At 66.6% G+C, this 22,936-nt stretch carries 20 protein-coding genes; 9 read left to right on the top strand and 11 right to left on the bottom strand.

Features of this window, described 5'->3' with window-relative positions; translation table 11 throughout:
• Positions 1 to 5: 5 nt before the first annotated feature.
• From HOP58_RS01665 to HOP58_RS01655, 3 genes are all read right to left on the bottom strand, one after another.
• The gene (locus tag HOP58_RS01665; protein WP_010625860.1) at positions 6 to 551 is read right to left on the bottom strand and encodes a DUF5943 domain-containing protein; all 546 of its coding nucleotides are present in this window, start codon (positions 549 to 551) and stop codon (positions 6 to 8) included.
• A gap of 185 nt (positions 552 to 736) precedes the next feature.
• Positions 737 to 1,714, bottom strand: coding sequence for a dipeptidase (locus HOP58_RS01660; RefSeq protein WP_234254913.1), 978 nt, complete (start codon positions 1,712 to 1,714; stop codon positions 737 to 739).
• 267 nt (positions 1,715 to 1,981) lie between these two features.
• Positions 1,982 to 3,133, bottom strand: coding sequence for a GlxA family transcriptional regulator (locus HOP58_RS01655; protein ID WP_234254947.1), 1,152 nt, complete (start codon positions 3,131 to 3,133; stop codon positions 1,982 to 1,984).
• A gap of 299 nt (positions 3,134 to 3,432) precedes the next feature.
• On the opposite strand from HOP58_RS01655, the gene HOP58_RS01650 reads away from it, so the two are divergent.
• The 5 genes from HOP58_RS01650 to HOP58_RS01630 all read left to right on the top strand — a co-directional run bounded on the left by HOP58_RS01650 (position 3,433) and on the right by HOP58_RS01630 (position 9,667).
• Positions 3,433 to 4,419 carry a D-glycerate dehydrogenase gene (locus HOP58_RS01650; protein WP_010625863.1) on the top strand — a complete coding sequence of 329 codons (987 nt, stop codon included), beginning with the start codon at positions 3,433 to 3,435 and terminating at the stop codon, positions 4,417 to 4,419.
• Positions 4,420 to 4,611: 192 nt separating this feature from the next.
• On the top strand, positions 4,612 to 6,186 hold the full coding sequence (locus tag HOP58_RS01645) for an aldehyde dehydrogenase (NADP(+)) (RefSeq protein ID WP_234259348.1): 1,575 nt from the start codon (positions 4,612 to 4,614) through the stop codon (positions 6,184 to 6,186).
• Between the two features lie 186 nt (positions 6,187 to 6,372).
• Positions 6,373 to 7,122 (top strand): SDR family oxidoreductase, encoded by a 750-nt coding sequence (locus tag HOP58_RS01640; protein WP_234259347.1) that lies wholly within the window; start codon positions 6,373 to 6,375, stop codon positions 7,120 to 7,122.
• A 14-nt stretch (positions 7,123 to 7,136) separates the two neighbouring features.
• On the top strand, positions 7,137 to 7,985 hold the full coding sequence (locus HOP58_RS01635; RefSeq protein WP_234259346.1) for a fumarylacetoacetate hydrolase family protein: 849 nt from the start codon (positions 7,137 to 7,139) through the stop codon (positions 7,983 to 7,985).
• A gap of 38 nt (positions 7,986 to 8,023) precedes the next feature.
• The gene (locus tag HOP58_RS01630) at positions 8,024 to 9,667 is read left to right on the top strand and encodes an altronate dehydratase family protein (RefSeq protein ID WP_010625867.1); all 1,644 of its coding nucleotides are present in this window, start codon (positions 8,024 to 8,026) and stop codon (positions 9,665 to 9,667) included.
• A 120-nt stretch (positions 9,668 to 9,787) separates the two neighbouring features.
• Here the strand turns inward: HOP58_RS01630 and nanR are convergent, their stop codons facing one another.
• The 7 genes from nanR to pdxA form a co-directional block, all read right to left on the bottom strand.
• Positions 9,788 to 10,504, bottom strand: coding sequence for a transcriptional regulator NanR (nanR, locus tag HOP58_RS01625; RefSeq protein WP_010625868.1), 717 nt, complete (start codon positions 10,502 to 10,504; stop codon positions 9,788 to 9,790).
• Between the two features lie 65 nt (positions 10,505 to 10,569).
• Positions 10,570 to 11,643 (bottom strand): Ldh family oxidoreductase, encoded by a 1,074-nt coding sequence (locus HOP58_RS01620; protein WP_234259345.1) that lies wholly within the window; start codon positions 11,641 to 11,643, stop codon positions 10,570 to 10,572.
• A gap of 27 nt (positions 11,644 to 11,670) precedes the next feature.
• A complete protein-coding gene (locus HOP58_RS01615) occupies positions 11,671 to 13,050 on the bottom strand; it encodes a TRAP transporter large permease (RefSeq protein WP_026037793.1) in 1,380 nt (459 codons plus the stop codon).
• A 12-nt stretch (positions 13,051 to 13,062) separates the two neighbouring features.
• Positions 13,063 to 13,599, bottom strand: a complete 537-nt coding sequence (locus HOP58_RS01610; protein WP_010625871.1) for a TRAP transporter small permease — start codon at positions 13,597 to 13,599, stop codon at positions 13,063 to 13,065.
• A gap of 63 nt (positions 13,600 to 13,662) precedes the next feature.
• The gene (locus tag HOP58_RS01605; RefSeq protein ID WP_234254927.1) at positions 13,663 to 14,661 is read right to left on the bottom strand and encodes a sialic acid TRAP transporter substrate-binding protein SiaP; all 999 of its coding nucleotides are present in this window, start codon (positions 14,659 to 14,661) and stop codon (positions 13,663 to 13,665) included.
• Between the two features lie 183 nt (positions 14,662 to 14,844).
• Positions 14,845 to 15,993 (bottom strand): four-carbon acid sugar kinase family protein, encoded by a 1,149-nt coding sequence (locus HOP58_RS01600; protein WP_234259344.1) that lies wholly within the window; start codon positions 15,991 to 15,993, stop codon positions 14,845 to 14,847.
• Entirely contained in the window at positions 15,993 to 16,982 is a 990-nt protein-coding gene (gene pdxA / locus HOP58_RS01595; protein WP_234259343.1) for a 4-hydroxythreonine-4-phosphate dehydrogenase PdxA, read from the bottom strand. Before pdxA ends, HOP58_RS01600 begins: the two co-directional genes overlap by 1 nt.
• A gap of 162 nt (positions 16,983 to 17,144) precedes the next feature.
• Here pdxA and HOP58_RS01590 point away from each other — a divergent pair, with 162 nt between their 5' ends.
• Positions 17,145 to 18,308: a fumarylacetoacetate hydrolase family protein gene (locus HOP58_RS01590; RefSeq protein WP_234259342.1), complete on the top strand. Its 1,164-nt coding sequence runs from the start codon at positions 17,145 to 17,147 to the stop codon at positions 18,306 to 18,308.
• Between the two features lie 25 nt (positions 18,309 to 18,333).
• Here HOP58_RS01590 and hpaI read toward each other — a convergent pair whose 3' ends face one another.
• Positions 18,334 to 19,104, bottom strand: coding sequence for a 4-hydroxy-2-oxoheptanedioate aldolase (hpaI, locus tag HOP58_RS01585; protein ID WP_234259341.1), 771 nt, complete (start codon positions 19,102 to 19,104; stop codon positions 18,334 to 18,336).
• A gap of 162 nt (positions 19,105 to 19,266) precedes the next feature.
• Here hpaI and dgoD point away from each other — a divergent pair, with 162 nt between their 5' ends.
• From dgoD to HOP58_RS01570, 3 genes are read left to right on the top strand one after another with little or no spacing between them, the layout of a single operon-like run.
• Complete coding sequence (dgoD, locus tag HOP58_RS01580; RefSeq protein WP_234259340.1) at positions 19,267 to 20,415, top strand: galactonate dehydratase; 1,149 nt, start codon at positions 19,267 to 19,269, stop codon at positions 20,413 to 20,415.
• Between the two features lie 11 nt (positions 20,416 to 20,426).
• Complete coding sequence (locus HOP58_RS01575; protein WP_234259339.1) at positions 20,427 to 21,419, top strand: 2-dehydro-3-deoxygalactonokinase; 993 nt, start codon at positions 20,427 to 20,429, stop codon at positions 21,417 to 21,419.
• Positions 21,416 to 22,042 (top strand): 2-dehydro-3-deoxy-6-phosphogalactonate aldolase, encoded by a 627-nt coding sequence (locus HOP58_RS01570; RefSeq protein ID WP_234259338.1) that lies wholly within the window; start codon positions 21,416 to 21,418, stop codon positions 22,040 to 22,042. Before HOP58_RS01575 ends, HOP58_RS01570 begins: the two co-directional genes overlap by 4 nt.
• The last annotated feature ends 894 nt before the right edge of the window (positions 22,043 to 22,936 follow it).

Genomic DNA, 22,936 nt, shown 5'->3' with positions numbered 1-22,936 from the left:
CCTCCTCAACCCTGGGCGTCGGCCAACGGCTGAACGGTGAAGATGCCTACCTCGCAGCCGGGCTCAGCGGCGCTCTGGGTCTGTTCGGCGACGGTGCGCAGGGCGCTGCCGCGGGCGGCGAGGATCTGGTCCATGGCGCCGGCGAACCAGCCGGTGAACATGTACTCCTCCTTCTGCCCCGTCTTGCCGAGCTGATAGACGAAGGCGCTGTGCTCCAGGCGCACGCGGGCGGTACCGGCATCGAGGTCGATGGCCTCGGTGACGAACTTGCCCCAGCCGCGCTGGGAGAGACGCAGCATGTAATGCTCGAACACGTCGACGCCTTCCAGGCCGTGCAATTCGGCCTCCTTCTCGCACCAGTGCCAGGCGCTCTTGTAGCCGGCGCGGTAGAGAATCTCGGCATACTTATCCACACCCAGCGCTTCGGCGACGGCCGTGTGGTTGTTGATAAAGAAGTGCCGCGGTACGTACAGCATCGGCAGGGCGTCGGTGGTCCACACGCCGGTTTCGCTATCCACCTCGATGGGAAGCTCAGGGGCCATCTTGGTCACGGTCTTGATCCTCGAAATCGTTGTTCTAAGCGCTGGTAATTTGGTTCACGAATGAGTCCGGGCCGTCATGAGCGCAGCGAGAACAAGGCGCGAAGTCGAGAGAAAGCGGAGTGGACTGTTGTCCATGAGCATTTCGAACGACTTCGCAACGCAGTAATCGCAAGCGCAATAGGCCCGAGGGCCGGTTAAGAACCCCATACCTCTTTTAAGATTCGTACCCAGTTTTCGCCCATGATCTTGCGTACCTGGGTCTCACTGAAGCCGCGGCGCAGCAGCGCCTCGGTCAGGTTGGGGAACTCACCGATGGTGCGGATGCCCTCGGGATTGATGATCTTGCCGAAGCTGGTCAGGCGACGGGCGTAGCCCTTGTCGTGGGTCAGCCACTCGAAGAAGTCCTTGCCGTGGCCCTGGGTGAAGTCGGTGCCGATGCCGATGGCATCCTCGCCGACGATGTTCATCACGTACTCGATGGCCTCGACGTAGTCGTCGACGGTGGCGTCGATCCCGGCGCGCAGGAAGGGGGTGAACATGGTCACGCCGACGAAGCCGCCGTGCTCGGCGATGAAGCGCAGCTCCTCGTCGGACTTGTTGCGCGGGTGCTCCTTGAGCCCGGACGGCAGGCAGTGGGAGTAGCAGACCGGCTTCTTCGATTCGAGAATCACCTCTTCGGAGGTCTTCGAACCGACGTGGGAGAGGTCGCACATGATGCCGACGCGGTTCATCTCGGCGACGATCTCACGACCGAAGCCGGAGAGCCCCCCGTCGCGCTCGTAGCAGCCGGTGCCCACCAGGTTCTGGGTGTTGTAGCACATCTGCACGATGCCGACGCCGAGTTGCTTGAAGATCTCGACGTAGCCGATCTGATCCTCGAAGGCGTGGGCGTTCTGGAAACCGTAGATGATGCCGGTCTTGCCCTCTTCCTTGGCCCGGGTGATATCGGCGGTGGTGCGCACCGGGCGCACCAGGTCGCTGCACTCGGCCATCAGCTGGTTCGATTTGACGATGTTGTCGACGGTGGCCTGAAAGCCCTCCCACACCGAGACGGTGCAGTTGGCGGCAGTGAGTCCGCCGCGACGCATGTCCTCGAACAGTTCGCGGTTCCACTTGGCGATGATCAGGCCGTCGATGACGATGGCATCGTCGTGCAGGTCTTGGGGCGTCATGAGGGCGTGCTCCGGATGGATTGACTTGAAGGCAGCATAGCGCTGGCATGGTGAGTCCCGACTTCTGGAAGCGACGGCGATAATTCCAAAAACGTCACCCCTGTCGCGACTGCGACGAACAGCACAATGCACCTCTCCTGCCGCCTTCCGCTGAGAGGGCGGAAACCGGTCACGTAAATGCCTCTCCCGCGCCGGGCGGGAGAGGGAAGGAATCGACAAGAGAAGTGGGGAAACGGCCCACGGCGCCCTGGCCGCGAGCCGCCGGGCTCAGTGGTCCAGGCGCACGCTGGCGTAAGTGGGCTCGCCGCGGGCATTGTCGAGCGCCACCAGCGCCGCCGAGATCGGTTGCTCCGACACGGGCTCGAGGCTGACCGGCTGCAGCAGCAGGCTCTCGGCCGGCGGTTCAGGCAGCGGCGGCTGGCGCAGCGGGCTCATGCCCAGCCGCTCCTCACGCGGCGGCAGGCCGAAGAATTCCCGATAGCACTTGGAGAAGTGGGGCGTGGAGACGAAGCCGCAGGCCGAGGCCACCTCGATGATCGGCATCGAGGTCTGCTTGAGCAGTTGGCGGGCCCGGGTGAGGCGCAGCTTGAGGTAGTAACGCGACGGCGAGCAGTGCAGGTACTTCTGGAACAGCCGCTCGAGCTGGCGGCGCGAGACGTCGACGTAGTCGGCCAGCTCGGCGAGCTCGATGGGCTCCTCCAGGTTGGCTTCCATCAGCGCCACGATTTCCAGCAGCTTGGGCTGGGTGGTGCCCAGCACGTGCTTGAGCGGCACGCGCTGATGGTCGTTCTCGCCGCGCACGCGGTCGCAGATGAACATTTCGGAAATGCCCGCCGAAAGTTCGCGCCCGTGTTCGCGTTCGATCAGGGTCAGCATCATGTCGAGCGGTGCGGTACCGCCGGAGGCGGTGGCGCGGTCACGGTCGATGGTGAACAGCCGGGTGGTCAGCACCGTCCGGGGGAACGACTCGCGCATCGCCGCCAGACACTCCCAGTGCACGCTGGTCTCGTAGCCGTCCAACAGCCCGGCCTTGGCCAGTGCCCAGCTGCCTGTGCAGATGCCGCCCAGTCGGCGCGACAGGCGCGCCTGGGACTGCAGCCAGACGACGTGCTCGCGCTGCACGGTACGGGATGGTCCCACGCCGCCGCAGACGATGATCATGTCCAGCGCCAGCGGCATGGTGATGGCGCCATCCGGCGTGACCCGCAGGCCATCGCTGGCCGAGATCGGCCCGCCGTCCACGCTCAGCGTGAACCAGCGATACAGCTCGCGACCGGCCAGTTGATTGGCCATGCGCAGCGGCTCGATGGCCGAGGCCAGAGAGAACAAAGTAAAGTTTTCCAGCAGCAGAAAACCCAGCGTTTGGGGCATGGGTGTCTTGCGCAGGGCGTGAGCCGGGGAGGCCGAAGCCGGGGGCATCGTGGACATGTTTCATACTCCAATGCCGTGAATCGTTATAGGTTGTATCGGCATTCAACTCGTCAGGGTCTGGGTGTCGCTTTCAGGCAAATCTGTCTGGCAAAGGTATAGCAAATTGTCGCTCACAGATATGCTTAACATCGTCCAGACGCAGAAAGTATGCCAGTAACGGCAAGCGCATATGTCGCAAATTGGATGGGTGGGCGTCGTATTTGCCCAGTACTGGCGCATTGACTAGGCTGAGTCTGCCCCGCCCGCCCCCCCCAGAGCGAAAACAGAGCGAAGACAGAGCGCACACAATGACAAAACGCATCGTCGCCTACACCCGCCTCAAACCGATCCACCTCGATCAGCTTCGCCAACGTTTCCACGTCGATTACTTCGAGGCCTTGAAGAGTACCGACAACCCCGACTTTCGCCAGGCCCTGGGTCAGGCGCACGGGCTGGTCGGCTCCAGCCTCGTCATCACGCCGGAGCTGCTCGACCTGGCGCCGCAATTGGAGGCCATCGCCACCATCTCGGTGGGCTACGACAATTACCCCGTCGAGGCGCTGACCCGGCGCGGCATTTTGCTCTGCAACACGCCCGACGTGCTCACCGAGACCACCGCCGACACCGGTTTTCTGCTGATCATGGCGACCGCCAGACGCGCCATCGAGCTGGCCGATCTGGTCAAGCGCGGCGACTGGACGGCCAGCATCGGCGAGCCCCACTTCGGCACCGACGTACACGGCAAGACGCTGGGCATGGTCGGCTTCGGCCGCATCGGTGCCGGCGTGGCCCGCCGCGGCGCCCTGGGCTTCGGCATGCGGGTGCTCTACGCCTGCTCCTCGCCCAAGCCCGCACTGGAGCAGGAGCTGGGCGCCGTGCGCTGCGAACTGGACGAGCTGCTGGCCCAGGCCGACTTCGTCTGCGTCACCGTGCCACTGACGGCGGAGACTACGCATCTGATCGGCAGGCGCGAGTTCGGGCTGATGAAGCCCTCGGCGATCTTCGTCAACATCGCCCGCGGCAAGGTGGTCGACGAAGCGGCGCTGATCGCAGCGCTGGAAACGGGCGAGATCCATGCCGCCGGGCTCGACGTCTTCGAACAGGAGCCGCTCTCGCCGGAGTCGCCGCTGCCGCACATGGTCAACGTGGTGGCCCTACCGCACGTGGGCTCGGCAACTCACGAAACCCGCGACGCCATGGCCCAGCGCGCGGTGGACAACATCATCCTGGCGCTGGAAGGCAAGCGTCCGCTCAGCCTGGTCAACGAAACAGCGTGGCGAGGGGAAACGCCATGAACCGCTGAGCCTCCTCAGCGGCAAAGCAGCCGACTCGGCGGCGATGTCCGTCAACCCGACCCCGAACACTGCCATGCAGCGCCCGCGCCGCGCTGGATCGACGCGACGGCATCGTCTACGGTAGGCTTGTATGACAGGTAGCACGACATACCATCACTAGCGATTCGTTGCATGCCCGCGCAAGGAGCTCCCATGACACTGCAAGGCACATCCCTGATCGGCCGCGAGGCCGTCACCGGCAGCCGCGACGAGATTCGCGCCGTCAATCCTGCGACCGGCGCGCCGCTCGACCCCGCCTATCGTGGCGGCAGTGAAGCCGAGGTGGAGCGCGCCTGCGAACTCGCCGAGGCGGCTTTCGGCGTCTATCGCGAGACGACCCTCGACGCGCGTGCAGCGTTCCTCGAAAGCGTGGCCGGCGAGATCGAGGCCATCGGCGATGAGCTGATCGAGCGCGCCATGGACGAGACCGGCCTGCCCCGCGCCCGCCTCGAGGGCGAGCGCGGCCGTACCTGCGGCCAGCTGCGCCTGTTCGCCTCTGTGGTACGCGCCGGCGAGTGGCTCGACCTGCGTCTCGATCCGGCCCTGCCCGAGCGTCAGCCGCTGCCTCGCGCCGACCTGCGCCAGCGCCATATTCCGCTCGGCCCGGTGGCCGTGTTCGGCGCCTCGAACTTCCCGCTGGCCTTCTCCGTGGCCGGCGGCGATACCGCCTCGGCGCTGGCCGCCGGCTGTCCGGTGATCGTCAAGGCGCACTCGGCCCATCCCGGCACCTCGGAGTTGGTGGGCCGTGCCGTACAGCGGGCGGTGGAGAAGAGCGGCCTGCCCGAAGGGGTGTTCTCGCTGCTGTTCGGCTCGGGCCGTGAGGTGGGCCAGGCGCTGGTGGCCGACCCGCGCATTCAAGCCGTCGGCTTCACCGGCTCCCGCAGCGGCGGTACCGCCTTGATGAAGACGGCTCAAAGCCGCCCCCAGCCGATCCCGGTCTACGCCGAGATGAGCTCGATCAACCCGGTGTTCCTGTTGCCCGAGGCGCTCAAGGCACGTGGCGCCCAGCTCGCCGAAGGCTTCGTCGCCTCGCTCAACATGGGCGCCGGGCAGTTCTGCACCAACCCCGGGCTGGTGATCGGCGTGAAGGGGCCTGAGCTTGACGCCTTCGTCGAGGCCTCGGCCGGCGCCGTCAAACAGAGCGCCGCTCAGACCATGCTCACCCCGGGCATTCACGCGGCGTACGAACAGGGCGTGGACCGGCTCGCCTCCAACGACAAGGTACGCGAAGCGGCCCGCGGTCAGGTCGGCGAAACCGCCCATGCCTGTCAGGCCGGACTGTTCGTCACCACCGCCCAGGACTTCCTCGCCGAGCCCGAGCTGCAGGAAGAGGTGTTCGGTGCCACCTCGCTGGTGATCGAGTGCGCCGACCTGGAAGAAGTGAAGCGCGTCGCGGCCCACCTGGAAGGCCAGCTCACCGCCACCCTGCAGATGGACGACGGCGATCTCGACGCGGCGAAACAGCTGCTGCCGATCCTCGAACGCAAGGCGGGGCGCATCCTCGCCAACGGCTGGCCTACCGGGGTCGAGGTGTGTCACGCCATGGTTCACGGCGGCCCCTTCCCGGCCACCTCCGACTCACGCACCACCTCGGTAGGCAGCGCGGCAATTCATCGCTTCCTGCGTCCGGTGTGCTACCAGGCGCTGCCGCAGGGACTCTTGCCCGAGCCGCTGCGCGACGGCAACCCCTGGGGGGTAAGCCGATTAGTCGACGGCAAGCGCGAGTGAGCGTTGCCATTCGTGCAATGAAAAAAGGTGGCCTGAGGGCCGCCTTTTTCATGTCACTGCTTGGCACGGCGCTGGCGCCAAACAGGGCCACGCCCTGGCCGGCCATGCCCGGTTGGCAAGCCGTTTCAACTGCGCCATACTTAACCGAACATCAGGCTAGCAGCCTATCATACAGGTATGGGTACCATGCGACTGCAGCACAAGACCGCGCTGATCACCGCCGCCGGCCAGGGCATCGGTCGTGCCACGGCCCTGCGCTTCGCCGCCGAGGGCGCTCGGGTCATCGCCACCGACATCGATGCCGACAAGCTGCGCGACCTCGAAGATACGCCCGGCGTCGAGGCGCGCCGCCTGGACGTACTCGATGCCGAGGCCGTCGCGGCCCTGGGCAACGAGCTAACCTCGCTGGACGTGCTCTTCAACTGCGCCGGCTACGTCGCCAGCGGCGCGCTGCTGGAGGTCACCGATACCGACTGGGAGCGCTCGCTGGCCCTCAACGTCACCGCCATGCTGCGCCTGACCCGCACCCTGCTGCCGACCATGATCGCGAGCGGTGGCGGCAGCATCATCAACATGGCCTCGGTGGCCTCCAGCCTCACCGGCGTGCCCAACCGCTGCGCCTACGGCACCACCAAGGCCGCGGTGCTCGGCCTGACCAAATCGATCGCCGCCGACTACATCGACCGCGGTATCCGCTGCAACGCCATCTGCCCCGGCACGGTGGACTCCCCTTCCCTGCGCCAGCGCATCCGCGAACAGGCCGAGCGCCAGGGGCGCCCCGAGGCGGAAGTACACGCCGAGTTTCTCGCCCGCCAACCCTTGGGGCGACTCGGCACGGCCGAGGAGATCGCTGCCCTGGCCACCTATATGGCTGCCGACGAGTCGGCCTACACCACCGGCACCGCTCAGGTCATCGACGGCGGCTGGCTCATCTGACGGAGGAGAACTCGATGAAACTGCTGCGCTTCGGCCCCCGGGGCCACGAGAAGCCTGGGCTACTCGACGCAGAGGGCGTGATCCGCGACCTTTCGGCCCACCTGACCGACCTCGACGGCGCCCATCTGGGGCGCGACACCCTGGCCCGGCTGGCCGAGCTCGACCCCACCCGGCTGCCGGCGGTGGATGCCGACACCCGTCTCGGGCCCTGCGTAGGCCGCGTAGGCAAGTTCATCTGCATCGGCCTCAACTACTCCGACCACGCCGCCGAGACCGGCGCCGAGGTGCCGCCGGAGCCGGTGGTCTTCGCCAAGTGGACCAGCGCCATCTGCGGCCCCAACGACGACGTCATCATCCCCCGCGACTCGCGCAAGACCGACTGGGAAGTGGAACTCGGCGTGGTGATCGGCAAGAGCGCGCGCTACGTGGACGAGGCCGACGCCATGGAGCATGTAGCGGGTTACTGCGTGGTCAACGATGTCTCCGAGCGGGAGTTCCAGCTCGAGCGTAGCGGCACCTGGGACAAGGGCAAGGGTTGCGACACCTTCGGCCCGCTCGGCCCCTGGTTGGTGACGCCGGACGAAATCCGCGATCCCCATGAGCTCGATCTCTGGCTGGAGGTGGACGGCCATCGCTACCAGGACGGCAGCACCCATACCATGGTCTATCGCATTCCCTTCCTGATCAGCTACCTGAGCCGCTTCATGAGCCTGCAGCCGGGCGACGTCATCTCCACCGGCACCCCGCCCGGGGTCGGTATGGGCCAGACGCCGCCGACCTATCTGAAGCCCGGCCAGCGGATGCGCCTGGGTATCGAGGGACTCGGCGAGCAGGTCCAGAACGTGATCGCCGAACCGCAGTGACGAGCCTCTGTAACGGGCTGCCATAAGGAATACCGCCCATGACCACCCAGACTATCGCTAGCGATCACGGACATCTCGACAGCCTGCGCGTTCATCACGCCGACAACGTGCGCGTGGCCCTCAAGGACCTGCCCGCCGGCCACGCCGTGGAAGACGGCGACCGGCACCTGCGCCTGGCGGAAGCCATCCGCCACAAGCACAAGTTCGCCCTGCGCGACCTTGCTGTCGGCGACGCGGTGGTCATGTACGGCGTCACCGTGGGCCGTGCCACCCGTCCCATCCCAGCGGGAGCGGCCATCACCACCGACAACACCGCCCACAGCACCGCCACCAGCGAACCCCAGGCCCGCCGCGGCCAGTGGCAGGCGCCGGACGTCTCGGCCTTCGCCGGTGCCACCTTCGAAGGCTATCACCGCCCGAACGGCCAGGTGGGCACCGCCAACGTCTGGCTGGTGGTTCCGCTGGTGTTCTGCGAGAACCGCAACATCGAGGTGCTGCGCCAGTGCGTCGCCGACGCCCTGGGAGAGGATCCCTATCGCGACTACAAGCGCATGGCCCGGGAGCTGCTGCACGGCAGCAGCGGGACGGCGCCGGCCGAACCGAGCGGCGAGCGCCTCTTCCCCAACGTCGACGGCGTGCGTTTTCTGACCCATACCCTGGGCTGCGGCGGCACCGACGACGATGCCCAGGCGCTGTGCCAGCTGCTGGCGGGGTATATCTGCCACCCCAACGTGGCTGGCGCCACGGTGCTCAGCCTGGGCTGTCAGAAAGCACAGATCGAGATGCTGCAAAACGCCGTGGCCGAGCGCGATCCGCGCGGGCTGCGCCCGGTACACTACCTGGAACAGCAGGCCAGCATCAGCGAAGAGGCGCTGATTCGCGAGGCCCTGACCACCATCTTCGACGGCCTGAGTGAAGCCAACCGCACGCCGCGCACACCGGCCCCGCTCTCGGCGCTGACCCTCGGCGTGGAGTGCGGCGGCTCCGACGGCTTCTCGGGGCTCTCCGCCAATCCCCTGGTGGGGGCCGTGGTCGACCGCCTGGTTGCGCTGGGTGGCAGCGGTATCCTGAGTGAGTTTCCCGAACTGTGCGGGGTGGAGCACGAGTTGATCGCCCGCTGCCGCGACGATGCCGTGGCCGAGCGCTTCGCCAAGCTGATGGAGGCGTATCAGCGCCATGCCGCCCGGGTCGGCGCCGATTTCTCGATGAACCCCTCGCCCGGCAACATCCGCGATGGCCTGATCACCGACGCCATGAAATCGGCCGGGGCCGCCAAGAAGGGCGGCGACAGCCCGGTGGTGGACGTGCTCGACTACACCGAGCCGCACACCCGGGCCGGGCTGAGCCTGCTCTGCACCCCGGGCAACGACGTGGAGTCGACCACCGCCCTGGCCGGCTCCGGGGCCAACCTGATCCTGTTCACCACCGGACTCGGCACGCCCACCGGCAACCCCGTGACCCCGGTGCTCAAGATCTCCAGCAACAGTGAACTGGCCGCACGCATGGGCGACGTCATCGACTTCGACGCCGGCCCCATCATCCGCGGCGAGACGAGCATCGACGAGCTCGCCGAGCGGCTGCTCAGGCTGTGCCTCGACACCGCCTCGGGGCGCTACCTGCCCCGCGCGGTGGAGCTGGCGCAGTATGATTTCATTCCCTGGAAGCGCGGCGTCTCTTTATAGTGGTCAACGTGGCTGCGCTCGACGAGGGGCGCCGGGGACAGGTCGAAGAGGAGGTCTTTTGCCATGGCCTCCTCGTAGACCTGTCGACGGATCAGCGCCGAGTCAACTTGCAGCTGATCGCTACTCAGAAAGGCGCTTCTTGAGCTTCATATAGGTCCCATAATGCCGGTCGAGGTGGCGCCGCATGGCCGCCTCGGCGGCATCGGGGTCGCGGGATTCGATGGCCTCGACGATCTCGATATGGGCCGCCATCGCCGCCTTGTCCTCGTCCTTCTGCTGCAGCACCTGAGCGCGACGGTCGTCGAGCCACTCGGAGAGCGCCACGTGGATGGCGTCGAAGATGGGGTTGCGGGCGATGCTTGCCAGCACGCCGTGGAAGTCGTTGTCGGAGCGCTTGAAGCGCGCCTCGTCGCCCACGGCCTCGCGGTTGTCCTGCAGCGCCGCACGTAGGTTCGCCAGGTCCTCGTCGCTGGCGTGGCGAGCGGCGTAGCGGGCCAGGGAGATCTCGAACAGAGCCCGCGCCTCCTGGAAGTACTGCTGGCCGTCGGGCTTGGCGAGCAGCTGGCGGGTGACCCCGGAAAGGCGCGCCATGACCGACTCGGCGGTGGGGCGAATGACCCTGGCCCGGGTACCGCTGTTGATGGCGATCAGACCCAGCTGCTGCAGATGGAAGAGCGCCTCGCGCACCGCCGGGCGGCCCACGCCGAACTGCTCCATCAGCTCCCGCTCCGAGGGCAGCTGATCGTTCTCGCTCAGTCGCCCCTCGAGGATATCCGCCTCGAGCTGCTCGGCGACCTGCTCCGAGAGCGTCTTGCGCTCTATCCGATATCGGCTCATGGGCTGGGGCTCCTGTCAGTCACGATTGTTGCGGCTATCTTACTGCATCGCCGCGCCAGATGCGCTCAGCTCAGCGGCCGCAGCGGCGGTACGTCCAGACGCTCGGCCAGCTCGGCGTAGGCGGCCTGATTGGCGCTGTCGAGGGGAATGCCCCGGGCGTCGCGCTGCGCCTGGCAGGCCCACTCCCGGTCGCCGGGCACCAGCACTTCGCCCCCGTTGCGCCCCGGCTGGGCGCGCAGATCGTCCAGGTAGCGCCGCAGGCAGGCGGGAAAGGGATCGCCCGGCGCGAAGGCATCAGGCCTGAGCGCCATGACGAAGTGGGCGATACCGCGCGGCGAGGCCATGTCGGGTCCACCCATGGGCAACAGCCGATAGCCATGCTGCATGCCGGCGAGCATCGAACTGAGAACCTCTACCATGCCGCCAAGGCCGGCGCCCTTGAAACCAAACTCGCTGCCGCCCAGGGGCAGCAGTGCCGCCACCTCGCCCGGCGTGCGGGTCACCCGGCCCTCAGCATCGGCGGCCACCTGGTCGGGCAGCTCGCGGCCGATGGCACCGTACTGCTGCACCCGGTTCCAGGGAATGGCGCTGGTCGCCATATCGAGCAGGTAGGGCTGCTCTCCCGCCACCGGCGCGGCAAAGGCGATGGGATTGGTGCCGTGGAACGGGCGGCTACCCTGGTGCGGCAGCACGAAAGGGTCGGAGTTGCACGTGACCAGCCCGATCAGCCCGCGCTCCGCCGCCGCCAGGGCGTAGCAGCCCGCCGCACCAAAATGTGAGGCGTTGCCCACCGCCACCGCCCCCATGCCGACCTGCTCGGCCATCTCGACGGCATGCTCCATGGCTCTATAGGCGGCCAGGTGGCCGAGGCCGTCGTCGGCATCGAGATAACCGGTGGCGGGCAGCCGGCGTTCGAAGTGCATCCTGGGCGCGCCCTTGAGGCGTCCGCCCTGCAGCGCCTGCACGTAATGGGGCAGGAGCCGCAGGCCGTGGCTGTCGGTACCCATCCGCGAAGCGGTGACCAGGGCCCGCGTCGCGGCGCTGGCCGAGGCTTCGTCGGCGCCGACACGCCCCAGCACCGCCTTCATGAAGCGCTCCAGCGCTTCCCGCTCCACTCTGAAGTCCGTCGTTTCACTCATCGTTCCCTTTCCTTGTGGATCGTCGTCTCAGCGATAGACCAGGGTGGGCAGCCACATGGAGATGGCCGGCACGAAGGTCACCAGCAGCAGGCACAGCACCAGCGGGATAAGGAACGGGATCGTCCCGCGCATGCAGCGCTCGAAGCTGACGTTGGAGACCCGTGACAGTACGTAGAGCACCATGCCCACCGGCGGCGTCAGCAGGCCGATCATCAGGTTCAACACCATGATCACCCCGAAGTGCACCGGGTCGACGCCCACCGCAACGGCCAGCGGCAGCAGCACCGGTACCAGAATGGTGATGGCGGCGATGGTCTCCATGAAGCAGCCGATGATGATCAATACGATGTTGGAGAACAGCAGCACGGCGATCTTGCTATCCGCGAACGGACCGAGCAGAACCACCAGATGCTGCGTTACCTGATTGCTGGAGAGGATCCAGGCGAAGATGGAGGCGGCGCCCACGATGAACAGGATGATCGCCGTGGTTTCGATGGTCTCCATGCTCACCTTGAGCAGCTTGCGCCAGGTCAGGGTGCGATAGATCCCCACCCCCAGGAACAGCGCATAGACCACCGCAGCCACGGCGGATTCGGTGGGCGTGAACATCCCGGTGATGATGCCCCCCACGATGATCACGGGCGTCATCAGCGACAGCACCGCGCGCCCGAAGGTCCTGCCCAGCACGCCCACCGAGAAGCGGGCATCGGCGGTATAACCGCGGCGCCGGGAGATGATGAAGATCATCCCCATCAGCATGGCGCCCATGAGCAGACCCGGCAGCAGGCCGGCAGCGAACAGCTGCCCTACGGACGCCGAGGCCATGACGCCATAGATCACCATGGGCAGACTGGGCGGAATGATCGGCCCGATGGTTGAGGATGCCGCGGTGATACCGACGGCAAACTCCTCGTCGTAGCCGGCATCCTTCATCGCCTTGACCTCGATGGTGCCCAGCCCGCCGGCGTCTGCCACCGCGGCACCAGACATGCCGGAGAAAACGATGCTCGCCCCCACGTTGACATGGCCGAGGCCGCCACGCATCCAACCCATCAGTGCCTTGGCGAAATCGAAGATACGCTCGGTGATGCCGGCGTTGTTCATCAGGCTGCCGGCGAAGATGAAGAACGGAATGGCCAGCAGCGGAAAGCTGTCGATGCCGTTGATCATGCGATGCGCCACGACGATATCCGGCACCTGACCGGAGATCAGCACGAACATCAGGCAGGCGCCGGCCAGACTGATGGCGATCGGCACCCCCAGCACCAGCATGGTGAACAGCGAGAAGAACAGAAAGGAGAGGTAGTAGCCGGTCACTGCCAGGATCACGCAGCCGAGCACGGCAAGCGCGGAGAGCAGTGGCGTGACGACCGGCGCTCGCCAGCGCAGCATGGAAAGTCGACTCATGGATGGCAGCCCTTACTGACGCGCTGCGCGAAGGCGCAGGACGATTCTCTGAATGCCGCGAAACGCCATGACGACGAAGGCGGCAAAGACCGTGAAGTAGATGATGTTCTTGGGCAGGTCGACCGAGATCATCATGCTGCCGGTGCGATCGGCGAGCTTGTAGGTGACCCAGGCCATGGCGATGTAGAACCCCACGCTCACGCCCTCGGCCACGCCGGCCACGATCTTACCCAACCAGCCGGGCATGTAGCGGTAGAAGAACTCCACCATGATGTGGGTGCCCTTCCTCACCGCCAGCGCACTGCCGGCAAAGCCGACCACGATCAGCAGATAGCGCGCGATCTCTTCCGTCCAGGTGGTGGAGTCGCCCAGCACGTAGCGGGTGAAGAACTGCAGCGAGACGACGAAGATCAAGGCCCAGAAGATCACCAGAGTGAAGTAGTCCTCGATGGCATAGTCGCCAAAGCGGAACTCCTCGCTATCGAACGCCGACTCGAAGTCGAGCATGGGGTCGACCGCTTCATCGAGTTCGTCGATCCGTTTCGACATCTCACGCCTCCCGGCGTCCACCGCCCGTGGCGGTGGACGCACCCGTCGATGATCGCTGGTGGCTTACTGGCCCAGGGCCTGCAGCCGCTCGTAGGTCTCTTCGTCCCAGTCCGCATCGTCGCCGAGGTGGTAGGGCACGGTGACATCCCGGAACGGTTCGCGATCCACCTCGTTGATGGTGTTGCCCTGCTCCTCGAACCAGGCCGCCAGCTCCGCCTCGGCCTGCAGGATGTCGTTGGTATTGTTCTGCGCGGCCTCCTGCAGCACCTCACGGAAGATCTCCTGATCCTCCTCGGAGAGCTGGTTCCAGCGTATGCCGCTGATGATGGTGACCAGCGAGTCCGTCACGTGGCCGGTCAGGTTGATGACGTCCTGTACCTCGTGGAAGGCCATGGCACGGATCGCCGGCAGAGGATTTTCCTGGGCATCGACCACCCCCTGCTGCAGGGCCAGGTAGGTTTCGTCGAAGGCGATGGGGGTGGGATTCGCACCGGCCGCACGCGGGAACATCATGTAGAGGGGAGCGCCGGGCACGCGGATCCGCAGCCGCTGCATGTCCTCCGGCACGTTGATCGGCTCGTTGGAGGTGACGTGGCGCTCACCGTAGTAATTCAGGGCGATGGGTACGTTGTTGGTGGCGTCCTGGAAGCCCTCGGCTATCTCCTGGAACAGGTCGCTCTCGGCATAGGCCTGCCAGTGGTCGAAGTCGCGGAACATGTAGGGCGCCCCGGCAATGCCCATCGGCCCGTAATAGCGGCCCGCGAACTGGGTACCGGTATAGATGATGTCGACGGTGCCCAGCCCAAGCGCCTCGTTGATGTCCTGTTCGTTACCCAGCGACGAGGCAGGATGCACGCTGATCCTGTAACGGCCCTCGGTGCGCTCCTCGATCTCACCGGCGGCCCATTCCGCCCAGCGATGGAAAGGCTCCGACGTCTCGTACACGTGGGCAAAACGCAGGGTCTCGGTGGCTTGAACCGCCCCGGTGAAGCCGATACCCGCCGCGATCAGGGCGGCGCTCAGCAGGGACGTCTTGAGGTGGCGTTGGCTCTTCTGGCTCATCATGAACTCCTCGCGATTTGTCGATGTTGTTATGCGTATCGAGCAGGTCTGAGTTGGGTCTTGTCGGGCAGGCAGCTTGCATCGCTGTGAATGTCTTTCAGTGCGAACATCCAGCTGTCCTGCTGTATACGTATCATACCATCAAGCTAACACTAGCCCTCCTCCGAGCGGTGCGCAACCCGGTCAAGAAGTCGACAAGGACGACGCACTCTCCAGGCCAAGGCGATCATGTAGCCGCACCAGCAGATCCGCGTCGCCGAAGCCCCCCGCCTTGGTCATCACCAAGCGCTGCGGCGCACCTTCCAGATGCCCCAGGGCAATCCCGGGGGCCCACTCCGCCTCCACCGCGATGACCGCGCCCCCCAGCCGGGAGAGGGTCGCCACGGCGATATCGCCGCCGCTGAGAAAGAGCAACCCCGTAGCCGCCTCTGGCCAGTGCGATACCGTCCGCAATGCCGCCTCGCCCATGGCGGCGGCAATCTGCGACGGCGCCAGCTCGGTATCGTCATCAGCGCCGGGGGTCAGCAGCACTGCCGTGGCCTCTTCATCGCCCCCCTTCAGCGCCGTCAACCGGGCCAGAGCCGGGACATGCTCTCGCAGCCGCCGCTCCTGCTCCTGGGTTCGTTGCGCGCGGGAGCCCACCGCGTAGAGCACGCGCTCGACGCCTACCAGCGGACAGGGGGCGGCTCGCAGCAGGCCAAAGCAGCGCTGGGCGACGGCCGTCGCCAAACCCGCGGCTCCCACCAGCAGCCAGTGGCCGGGCGCGCTCAGTACCGCATCGTAGAGACAGGCCAGCTCGCGGTCGCTTGCCGTATCGGCCACGCAGTCGCCCTCGGGAAGCGGCGCGTCGCAGGGCTTGGCATGCTTGGCCAAGGGCACCCCCGCGGCGCCAAAAGCACGCTCCAGGGAGTCGCCCAGCGGTTCCCCCTCGACCCACACCCGCCCCTCGCACACCGTTCGCCCCTGGGCCGGCACCGCCGGTGCCACCAGCAAACGCCGCGGGACGACGTCACGCATGGCCAGGCTCTCGGCCACCACCTGGCCGCGCAGGGTGGAGTCGACCTTCTTGAACCACACCGTGGGGGTGTATGGGGCGAGACGCCGGGTCACCGTGGCCACCCGCTCGGCAGCCTCAGCCGCCGGTAAATGGCGCGACTCCGTGTTAACGGCAATCACTTCTGGCGGGGCTTCGCCCCAAGCGCTCAGCGCCGCCTCGAGCCGCTCGGGGGCGATCACCACCCGCGCCTGCGCCCCACGGGCGGCAAAGGGAGCCGCTGCATCCAGTGCGCCGGTCAAGTCGTCGGCGACGATGGCGACCCGGCAGCCGTTCATTACCCGCCGCCCGCGGCCAAGCGGCGCGCATAGGCGATGGCCGCGCCCAGATTGGTGGCGTCCGCGCGGCCCTGCCAGGCGATATCGAAGGCGGTGCCGTGGTCCACCGAGGTGCGCTGAATCGGCAGCCCTAGGCTGACGTTGACCGTGGTGTCGAAGGCGATCAGCTTCACCGGGATATGGCCCTGGTCGTGATACTGCGCCACCACCAGGTCGAACTCGCCGCGCGAGGCGCGATAGAAGACGGTGTCCGCCGAGATCGGCCCCTGCACCTCGAAGCCGCGTTCGCGCAGCTCACGCACCGCCGGCGCAATGATCCGCTCATCCTCGTCGCCGAAAATGCCACCTTCACCGCAGTGAGGGTTGAGTCCGGCCACGGCGATACGCGGCTGCGGAATGCCCATGCTCACCAGGTGCTCGTGCCCCACCGCCACGGTGGCGGCGATGCGCGCCTCGGTGACCCGCTCGATGGCATCGCGTAGCGACACATGAGTGGAAACGTGCAGCGTGGAGAGCGTCTCGGAGGCGAGCAGCATGAAGGAGGAGGGCGCACCGGTGAGCGCCGCCAGCATGCCGGTATGGCCATCGTAGTGATGCCCTGAGGCATGCAGCGCCGCCTTGTTCAGCGGCGCGGTGACGATCACCCGGGCGCGGCCCGCCTGCACCAGCTCCACCGCCCGTTTTACACAGCGAAAGGCCAGGTCACCGCCAGCAGCACTAATGCGGCCATCGGCGATCTCTGCTTCGGCAGCCACCTCGGCCACCGCTATCTTGCCATCGCCGGCACGGGCCTCCTCCAGTGCAGCGAAGTCGAGCGCGGCGCCGAGCAGGGCGGCAGCCCGGCGATAGATGACCGGATCACCCACCAGCAGGGTGCCGTCACGCTCCTCCGGCGACATTTCTGCCAGGGCACGACAGATGATCTCCGGGCCGATGCCCGCCGGGTCGCCCATGGTGATGGCGATTGCACCTCCGTTGACCTCGAACATCGTTTGCCCCTCGCGGTTCGTCTCGCCCAATCTTGCTCCTCGACCCATCTGCGCCCTTGCGATAGAGTTAGGAGAGCTGGCATACCTGTCATACATACCTACATCAATAACATGATAGGCGGAACCTGGCCAGGCGCCACTCCGCCCTCACCGGAGACCCCCATGACCCCTCTCTCGTTACGCGACTGCCTGCCTCGGGACCTGGACCGTGCCTGCCTGGTCGGCCGGGTCTGGTGCGACACACCGAATCCCGGCCCCGTCCTGATCACGGTGCGCAACGGAGAAGCCATCGACGTCACCCAACTGGGACCAACCATGGCCGACCTGCTCGAGCGCGACGACCTGCTCGAGGCGTTGGCGAATGCCGAGGGCCCCTCGCTGGGCTCCGTGGAGCAGCTGCTGGAGAACGCCCTGGCCGAGCCGCAACGGACCCCTTACCTGCTGGCCCCCTGCGACCTGCAGGCGGTGAAGGCCTGCGGCGTGACCTTTGCGGTGAGTCTGCTCGAGCGGGTGATCGAGGAGCAGGCGGGGGGCGACCCGGCCCGGGCCAGCGCCCTGCGCGCGGAGCTGCAGGCGCTGATCGGCAGCGACCTGTCACGCATCGTGCCGGGCTCGGAGGAGGCCATGACGCTAAAGCGCGAGCTGCAGGCCCGCGGGGGCTGGTCGCAGTACATGGAGGTCGGCATCGGTCCCGACGCCGAGGTGTTCACCAAGGCGCAGCCGCTCTCCTCGGTGGGCTTCGGCGCCGGTGTGGGCCTGCACCCGGCGTCGCAGTGGAACAACCCGGAACCGGAGATCGTGCTGGCGGTGGACAGCCGCGGCACGGTCAGAGGTGCTGCCCTCGGCAACGACGTCAACCTGCGCGATATCGAGGGGCGCAGCGCCCTGCTACTGGGCAAGGCCAAGGACAACAATGCCTCCAGCGCCATCGGTCCCTTCATTCGGTTGTTCGACGAGAATTTCGGCATCGATGACGTGCGCCGCGCCCGGGTCACCCTGCGCATCGAGGGCACCGACGACGACTTCCTGCTCGAGGGCGAGAGCGACATGGGCGAGATCAGCCGCGACCCGCTCGACCTGGTCAGCCAGACCCACGGCGCCCACCACCAGTACCCCGATGGCTTCATGCTCTACCTCGGCACCATGTTCTCGCCGATCCAGGACCGCGACGGCGCCGGCCAGGGCTTTACCCATCACCTGGGCGACCGGGTCACCATCGCCACGCCGGCGCTGGGCGCCCTGGTCAATCACGTGGGCAGAAGCGATGCCCTGCCGCCCTGGCGCTACGGCCTGCGAGCGCTGATGCGCGATCTTGCCGCCCGCTGAACCTCGGCAACTTTTGCACGTGCGGTCAGGCTGGGCGGAAACGCCCTGCCAGGCCGCGCAGCGCCTGGGCCAGCAGCAGGGCATCGATACCCACCCCGACGAAGCCGCACCCCGCCGCCAGGTAGTCGTGGGCCTGCTGCTCGTCCAGCGTGAGAATGCCGGCCACGCTGCCGGCGGCGCGGATCCTGACGATGGCGTCGTCGATGGCGGCACGTACTTCCGGGTGCCCCGGGTTGCCGCGATGGCCCATCGCCGCGGAGAGATCTGCCGGCCCGACGAACAGCGCATCGACCCCCTCCACGGCGGCGATAGCCTCGAGATTGGCCAGCGCACGAGGGCTCTCCAGCTGCAGGATCAGGCAGATCTCGTCATCGGCGCGGGCGACATAATCTTCGATCTGGCCCCAGCGCGAGGCACGCGCCAGCATACTGCCCATACCGCGAACGCCGTGCGGGGGATAGCGGGTGGCCGCCACCAGCTCGGCGGCTTGCTCGGCGGTTTCCACCATGGGGACCAACAGATTCTGCGCGCCGATATCCAGGTACTGCTTGAGCAGTGCGGTGTCGCCATGGGGCGGGCGCACCACCGGCTGACTGGCATAGGGCGCGATGGCCTGCAGCTGGCCGAGCAGGCTGGCCAGGTCGTTGGGGGCGTGCTCGCCGTCCAGCAGTAGCCAGTCGAAGCCCGCAGTGGCCGCCAGCTCCGCCACATAGGGGCTGGCCAGCCCCAGCCAGATGCCGGTCAAGGGCTCGCCTGCGAGCAGCCGCCGCTTGAAGTCGTTGCGTCCCATGTTCATCCACACCCCCTCGTGTTTGTCGCAGCCGCCTCGCCATGGTGATGATCCGGCCAACTTGTCATACAAGCATACATGCTCTAATAGTGAATCCGCATGCCGACAGGCAAGCCTCGCTCCCGGCCACCTTCGGCATGGGGCTCTGCGCAATCGAGGAGAACCCTGGTGAGAATCACCCGACTCAAGACCTGGCAGGTGCCGCCGCGCTGGCTGTTTCTCAAGATCGAGACCGACGAGGGCTGCTACGGTTGGGGCGAACCGGTCATCGAGGGTCGTGCCGCCACGGTGGAAGCTGCCGTGCACGAGCTGGCCGACTACCTGATCGGCCAGGATCCGCATCGCATCGAGCACCTGTGGAATACGCTCTACCGTGCCGGCTTCTACCGCGGCGGCCCGATCCTGATGAGCGCCATCGCCGGCATCGACCAAGCGCTGTGGGACCTCAAGGGTCGCGACCTGGGCGTGCCGGTGCACCAGCTGCTGGGCGGCGCGGTACGTGAGCGTATGCGCATGTATGCCTGGACCGGCGGCGACCGCCCGAGCGAGGTGGGTGCCGGCGCCCGGGAGCTGGTGGCGCGGGGCTTCACCGCGTTCAAGATGAACGGCACCGCCGAGATGCAGATCGTCGATTCGCACCGCAAGATCGACGAGGCGGTGGCGCGGGTAGCCGAGGCGCGCGAGGCGGTGGGACCCGAGGTGGGCATCGCCATCGATTTCCACGGCCGGGTGCATCGGCCCATGGCCAAGGCACTGCTGCGCGAGCTGGAGCCCTACCACCCGATGTTCGTCGAGGAGCCGCTGGCGCCCGAGCACCTGCCTAGCCTGAAACATATCGCCGGTGGCCTGGGCTATCCTCTGGCCACCGGCGAACGGCTGCACACCCGCTTCGAGTTCCGCGACCTGCTGGCCGAGGGCATGATCGACATCGTGCAGCCCGACCTCTCCCACTGTGGCGGCATCAGCGAAGGGCTGAAGATCGCCACGCTGGCCTCGGCTCACGACGTGGCGCTGGCGCCGCACTGCCCGCTCGGCCCGCTGACCCTGGCCGCCTCGCTGCAGTTGGACGCGGTGAGCCACAACGCCTTCATCCAGGAGCAGAGCATGGGCATTCACTACAACCGCGACAACGACGTGCTCGACTATCTGATCGACAAGTCGGTGCTGGCCATCGAAGAGGGCTTCTGTGCCGTTCCTCAGGGGCCGGGGCTCGGTGTGGAGATCGACGAGGCCTTCGTCGAGGAGCGGGCCAAGCTGGGACATCGCTGGCGCAACCCGGTATGGCGCCACGAGGACGGCTCCATCGCCGAGTGGTGAGGAGGCCGAGCATGCACGAGGAAATTCCTGAGCGTCTCGCCTGGATCGCCGTGGACTGGGGCTCGAGCCATCTGCGCGCCTGGGCCATGGATGCCCAGGGTGCCGTGCTGGCCCGGGGCGGCAGCGACCAGGGCATGCTGGCGCTGACCCCGCCAGCCTACGAACCGGCACTGCTCGAGACCGTCGGCGACTGGCTGCCGGCATCCGACCGCGTACCGGTGTGGATCTGCGGCATGGCGGGTGCCCGTCAGGGCTGGCGCGAGGCGGCCTATCTGCCGCTGCCGGCGCGCCTGGACCAGTTGGCCCGCGGCGCCGTGGCACCGCCGGTGTGCGACCCACGCTTGGACGTGCGCCTGCTGCCCGGCCTCTGTCAGTACGCCGACGGCGCACAGCGAAGCTTCGACGTGATGCGCGGCGAAGAGACCCAGCTTGCCGGCCTGGTGGCCAGGGAGCCGGGGTTCTCGGGGCTAGCCTGTCTGCCCGGCACCCACGCCAAGTGGGTGTGGCTGGAAGCGGGCACGGTCGTGCGCTTCGCTACCTTCCTGACCGGCGAACTCTACGGCCTGCTGGCCAGCCAGTCGGTGCTCAGGCACTCCGTGGCCGATACCAGTCTCGGTGAATCCGATTGCCGCGAGGCCTTCGCCGATGCGGTACGCGAAGCCGCCAGCGAGCCCGGTCGCTTCAGTCAGCGGCTGTTCGGCCTGCGCGCCGCCGACCTGCTCGACGACACGCTGCCCCACGACCAGGCACGACGCGCCCGCCTGGGGGCGCGTCTCTCGGGCCTCACCATCGGGCTCGAGCTGTCTGCACTCACAGACGATCTGCCGAGCGATGCCGCCGTCATCCTGATCGGCAACGCAGCCCTCTGCGCCCGCTACACCCTGGCACTGAGCACCCTGGGCCGCAGCAGCCGGCACCTCGACGGCGAGACTGCGGTCTTAGCTGGACTCGAGCTGGCCGCGGCCGGCATGGGCGAGGCGAACCCAACAGGAGAAACGCCATGAGCCTGCCATTGATCGCCATATTGCGCGGCATCACTCCCGATGAGGCGGTGGCGGTGGGCGAGGCGATACTCGCCGCCGGCATCACCACCCTCGAAGTGCCGCTCAATTCCCCCGAGGCGCTGGAAAGCATCCGCCGTTTGAGCGAGGCGCTGGGCGAACGTGCCCTGGTGGGCGCCGGCACCGTGCTCATGGAAAAAGAGGTCGGCGAGGTACACGCCGCCGGGGGCCGGCTTGCCGTCTCGCCCAACTGCCGTCCAGCGGTGATCGCCGCGGCCCGCCGGCTCGGCATGCAGAGCTGGCCCGGCGTGCTCACCCCCAGCGAGGCGTTCGACGCCCTGGATGCCGGCGCCACCGGTCTCAAGCTCTTTCCCGCCGTTCAAATGGGCATCGCCGGGATGCAGGCGATGCGCGCCGTGCTGCCCACCGGCACCCTGCTATACGCCGTGGGCGGTATCGATGCCGACACCATGGCAGCCTGGCGTAGCGCAGGCATCGACGGTGCCGGCCTGGGCAGCGCCCTCTACCGGCCCGGCCAGACGCCCGAGCGGGTCGGCGAACAGGCGTGCGCCCTGGTGGCAGCCTGGAAGGCTGCAGAGTTTATCTGCCCCCCAAAGGACGTATGAAGCGTCATGCAGAGAATCTTGCCCTTTTGGTAGGGGGCCCTATCATCGGTGCTAATATGACCCCCGCCTCTTGGCTCTCACGAGCATACGCGGGGGTTCTTATTTCTCCGCTGTTCCTCTCAAGAATGACCATCATCGCTCCCAGCCGGGCGGGCACCCAAATCCTCCAGCGCGAACAGACGCTGTGCAAGCTGTGACGGGAAGGGCGATATCGATACCTACACTATGGCGGCCTGGCGTAGCGCAGGCGTTGACGGCTCCGGCCTGGGCAGTGTCCCCTGCCTCCGATCAAACGCCCGAGCGGGCCGGTGAACAGGCGCGCGTCCTGATGGCAGCCCGGCACGTTGCGGAAAGCAGCGGCACAAGGTGAAGGAAAGGCCCGCCCGCTACATGGCTCGGTATTCGAGCCTATGGATAATGGATAGCGCTCAGGCAATAGTCATCAGCCTGGAAGGTCGCAAACTTACCGTTACGGCAAAGGCTTGCATTGGTTGCACGGAGAAGCGAACCGTATTTCAGCCACACTGCCTACGGCTCGCATGAGCTCCGTCATGTGCTGAATTCGATTTCAAGATCGAGCATTCACTAGCTTCCCGAGGACCATAGCTCTAAGCCGGTACGGCTGGATTTGGTATCTGCTGCGCCAACGAACACCAGAAGCAGCACGAAGGTACCCCGTCGCAGGGGAAGGCAGATAAGATAAGGGAGGCTTGGCAAATATGCCCTTTCCGACGTTGAGAAATCCCCAAGCCATTGAAACTTAATGAAGATCGAGCTTGCTTTGAAAGTAAATCATGGTAGCATGACCTAACCATGCAAGGCGATCAGGGGTAGTCTCAAAAAACCCTAACGAGAAGAAGCGCTTTGGATCGCGATTCCCCCCATGACGGAAAG

Origin of the sequence: Halomonas sp. MCCC 1A11062 (assembly GCF_021404355.1) — a bacterium.
GTDB classification, from domain to species: domain Bacteria; phylum Pseudomonadota; class Gammaproteobacteria; order Pseudomonadales; family Halomonadaceae; genus Halomonas; species Halomonas aerodenitrificans.
This window is presented reverse-complemented; position numbering and strand designations above follow the sequence as displayed.

Excerpts from the sequence above, each read along its gene's own strand:
- HOP58_RS01655 (WP_234254947.1), bottom strand. The coding sequence starts at position 3,133 with ATGCCCCCGGCTTCGGCCTCCCCGGCTCACGCCCTGCGCAAGACACCC.
- HOP58_RS01640 (WP_234259347.1), top strand. The coding sequence starts at position 6,373 with ATGCGACTGCAGCACAAGACCGCGCTGATCACCGCCGCCGGCCAGGGC.
- hpaI (WP_234259341.1), bottom strand. The coding sequence starts at position 19,104 with ATGAACATGGGACGCAACGACTTCAAGCGGCGGCTGCTCGCAGGCGAG.
- HOP58_RS01650 (WP_010625863.1), top strand. The coding sequence starts at position 3,433 with ATGACAAAACGCATCGTCGCCTACACCCGCCTCAAACCGATCCACCTC.
- pdxA (WP_234259343.1), bottom strand. The coding sequence starts at position 16,982 with ATGTTCGAGGTCAACGGAGGTGCAATCGCCATCACCATGGGCGACCCG.
- HOP58_RS01620 (WP_234259345.1), bottom strand. The coding sequence starts at position 11,643 with ATGAGTGAAACGACGGACTTCAGAGTGGAGCGGGAAGCGCTGGAGCGC.
- HOP58_RS01570 (WP_234259338.1), top strand. The coding sequence starts at position 21,416 with ATGAGCCTGCCATTGATCGCCATATTGCGCGGCATCACTCCCGATGAG.
- HOP58_RS01645 (WP_234259348.1), top strand. The coding sequence starts at position 4,612 with ATGACACTGCAAGGCACATCCCTGATCGGCCGCGAGGCCGTCACCGGC.
- HOP58_RS01610 (WP_010625871.1), bottom strand. The coding sequence starts at position 13,599 with ATGTCGAAACGGATCGACGAACTCGATGAAGCGGTCGACCCCATGCTC.
- HOP58_RS01615 (WP_026037793.1), bottom strand. The coding sequence starts at position 13,050 with ATGAGTCGACTTTCCATGCTGCGCTGGCGAGCGCCGGTCGTCACGCCA.
- HOP58_RS01635 (WP_234259346.1), top strand. The coding sequence starts at position 7,137 with ATGAAACTGCTGCGCTTCGGCCCCCGGGGCCACGAGAAGCCTGGGCTA.
- HOP58_RS01630 (WP_010625867.1), top strand. The coding sequence starts at position 8,024 with ATGACCACCCAGACTATCGCTAGCGATCACGGACATCTCGACAGCCTG.
- HOP58_RS01600 (WP_234259344.1), bottom strand. The coding sequence starts at position 15,993 with ATGAACGGCTGCCGGGTCGCCATCGTCGCCGACGACTTGACCGGCGCA.
- HOP58_RS01590 (WP_234259342.1), top strand. The coding sequence starts at position 17,145 with ATGACCCCTCTCTCGTTACGCGACTGCCTGCCTCGGGACCTGGACCGT.
- HOP58_RS01575 (WP_234259339.1), top strand. The coding sequence starts at position 20,427 with ATGCACGAGGAAATTCCTGAGCGTCTCGCCTGGATCGCCGTGGACTGG.
- HOP58_RS01605 (WP_234254927.1), bottom strand. The coding sequence starts at position 14,661 with ATGAGCCAGAAGAGCCAACGCCACCTCAAGACGTCCCTGCTGAGCGCC.
- nanR (WP_010625868.1), bottom strand. The coding sequence starts at position 10,504 with ATGAGCCGATATCGGATAGAGCGCAAGACGCTCTCGGAGCAGGTCGCC.
- HOP58_RS01660 (WP_234254913.1), bottom strand. The coding sequence starts at position 1,714 with ATGACGCCCCAAGACCTGCACGACGATGCCATCGTCATCGACGGCCTG.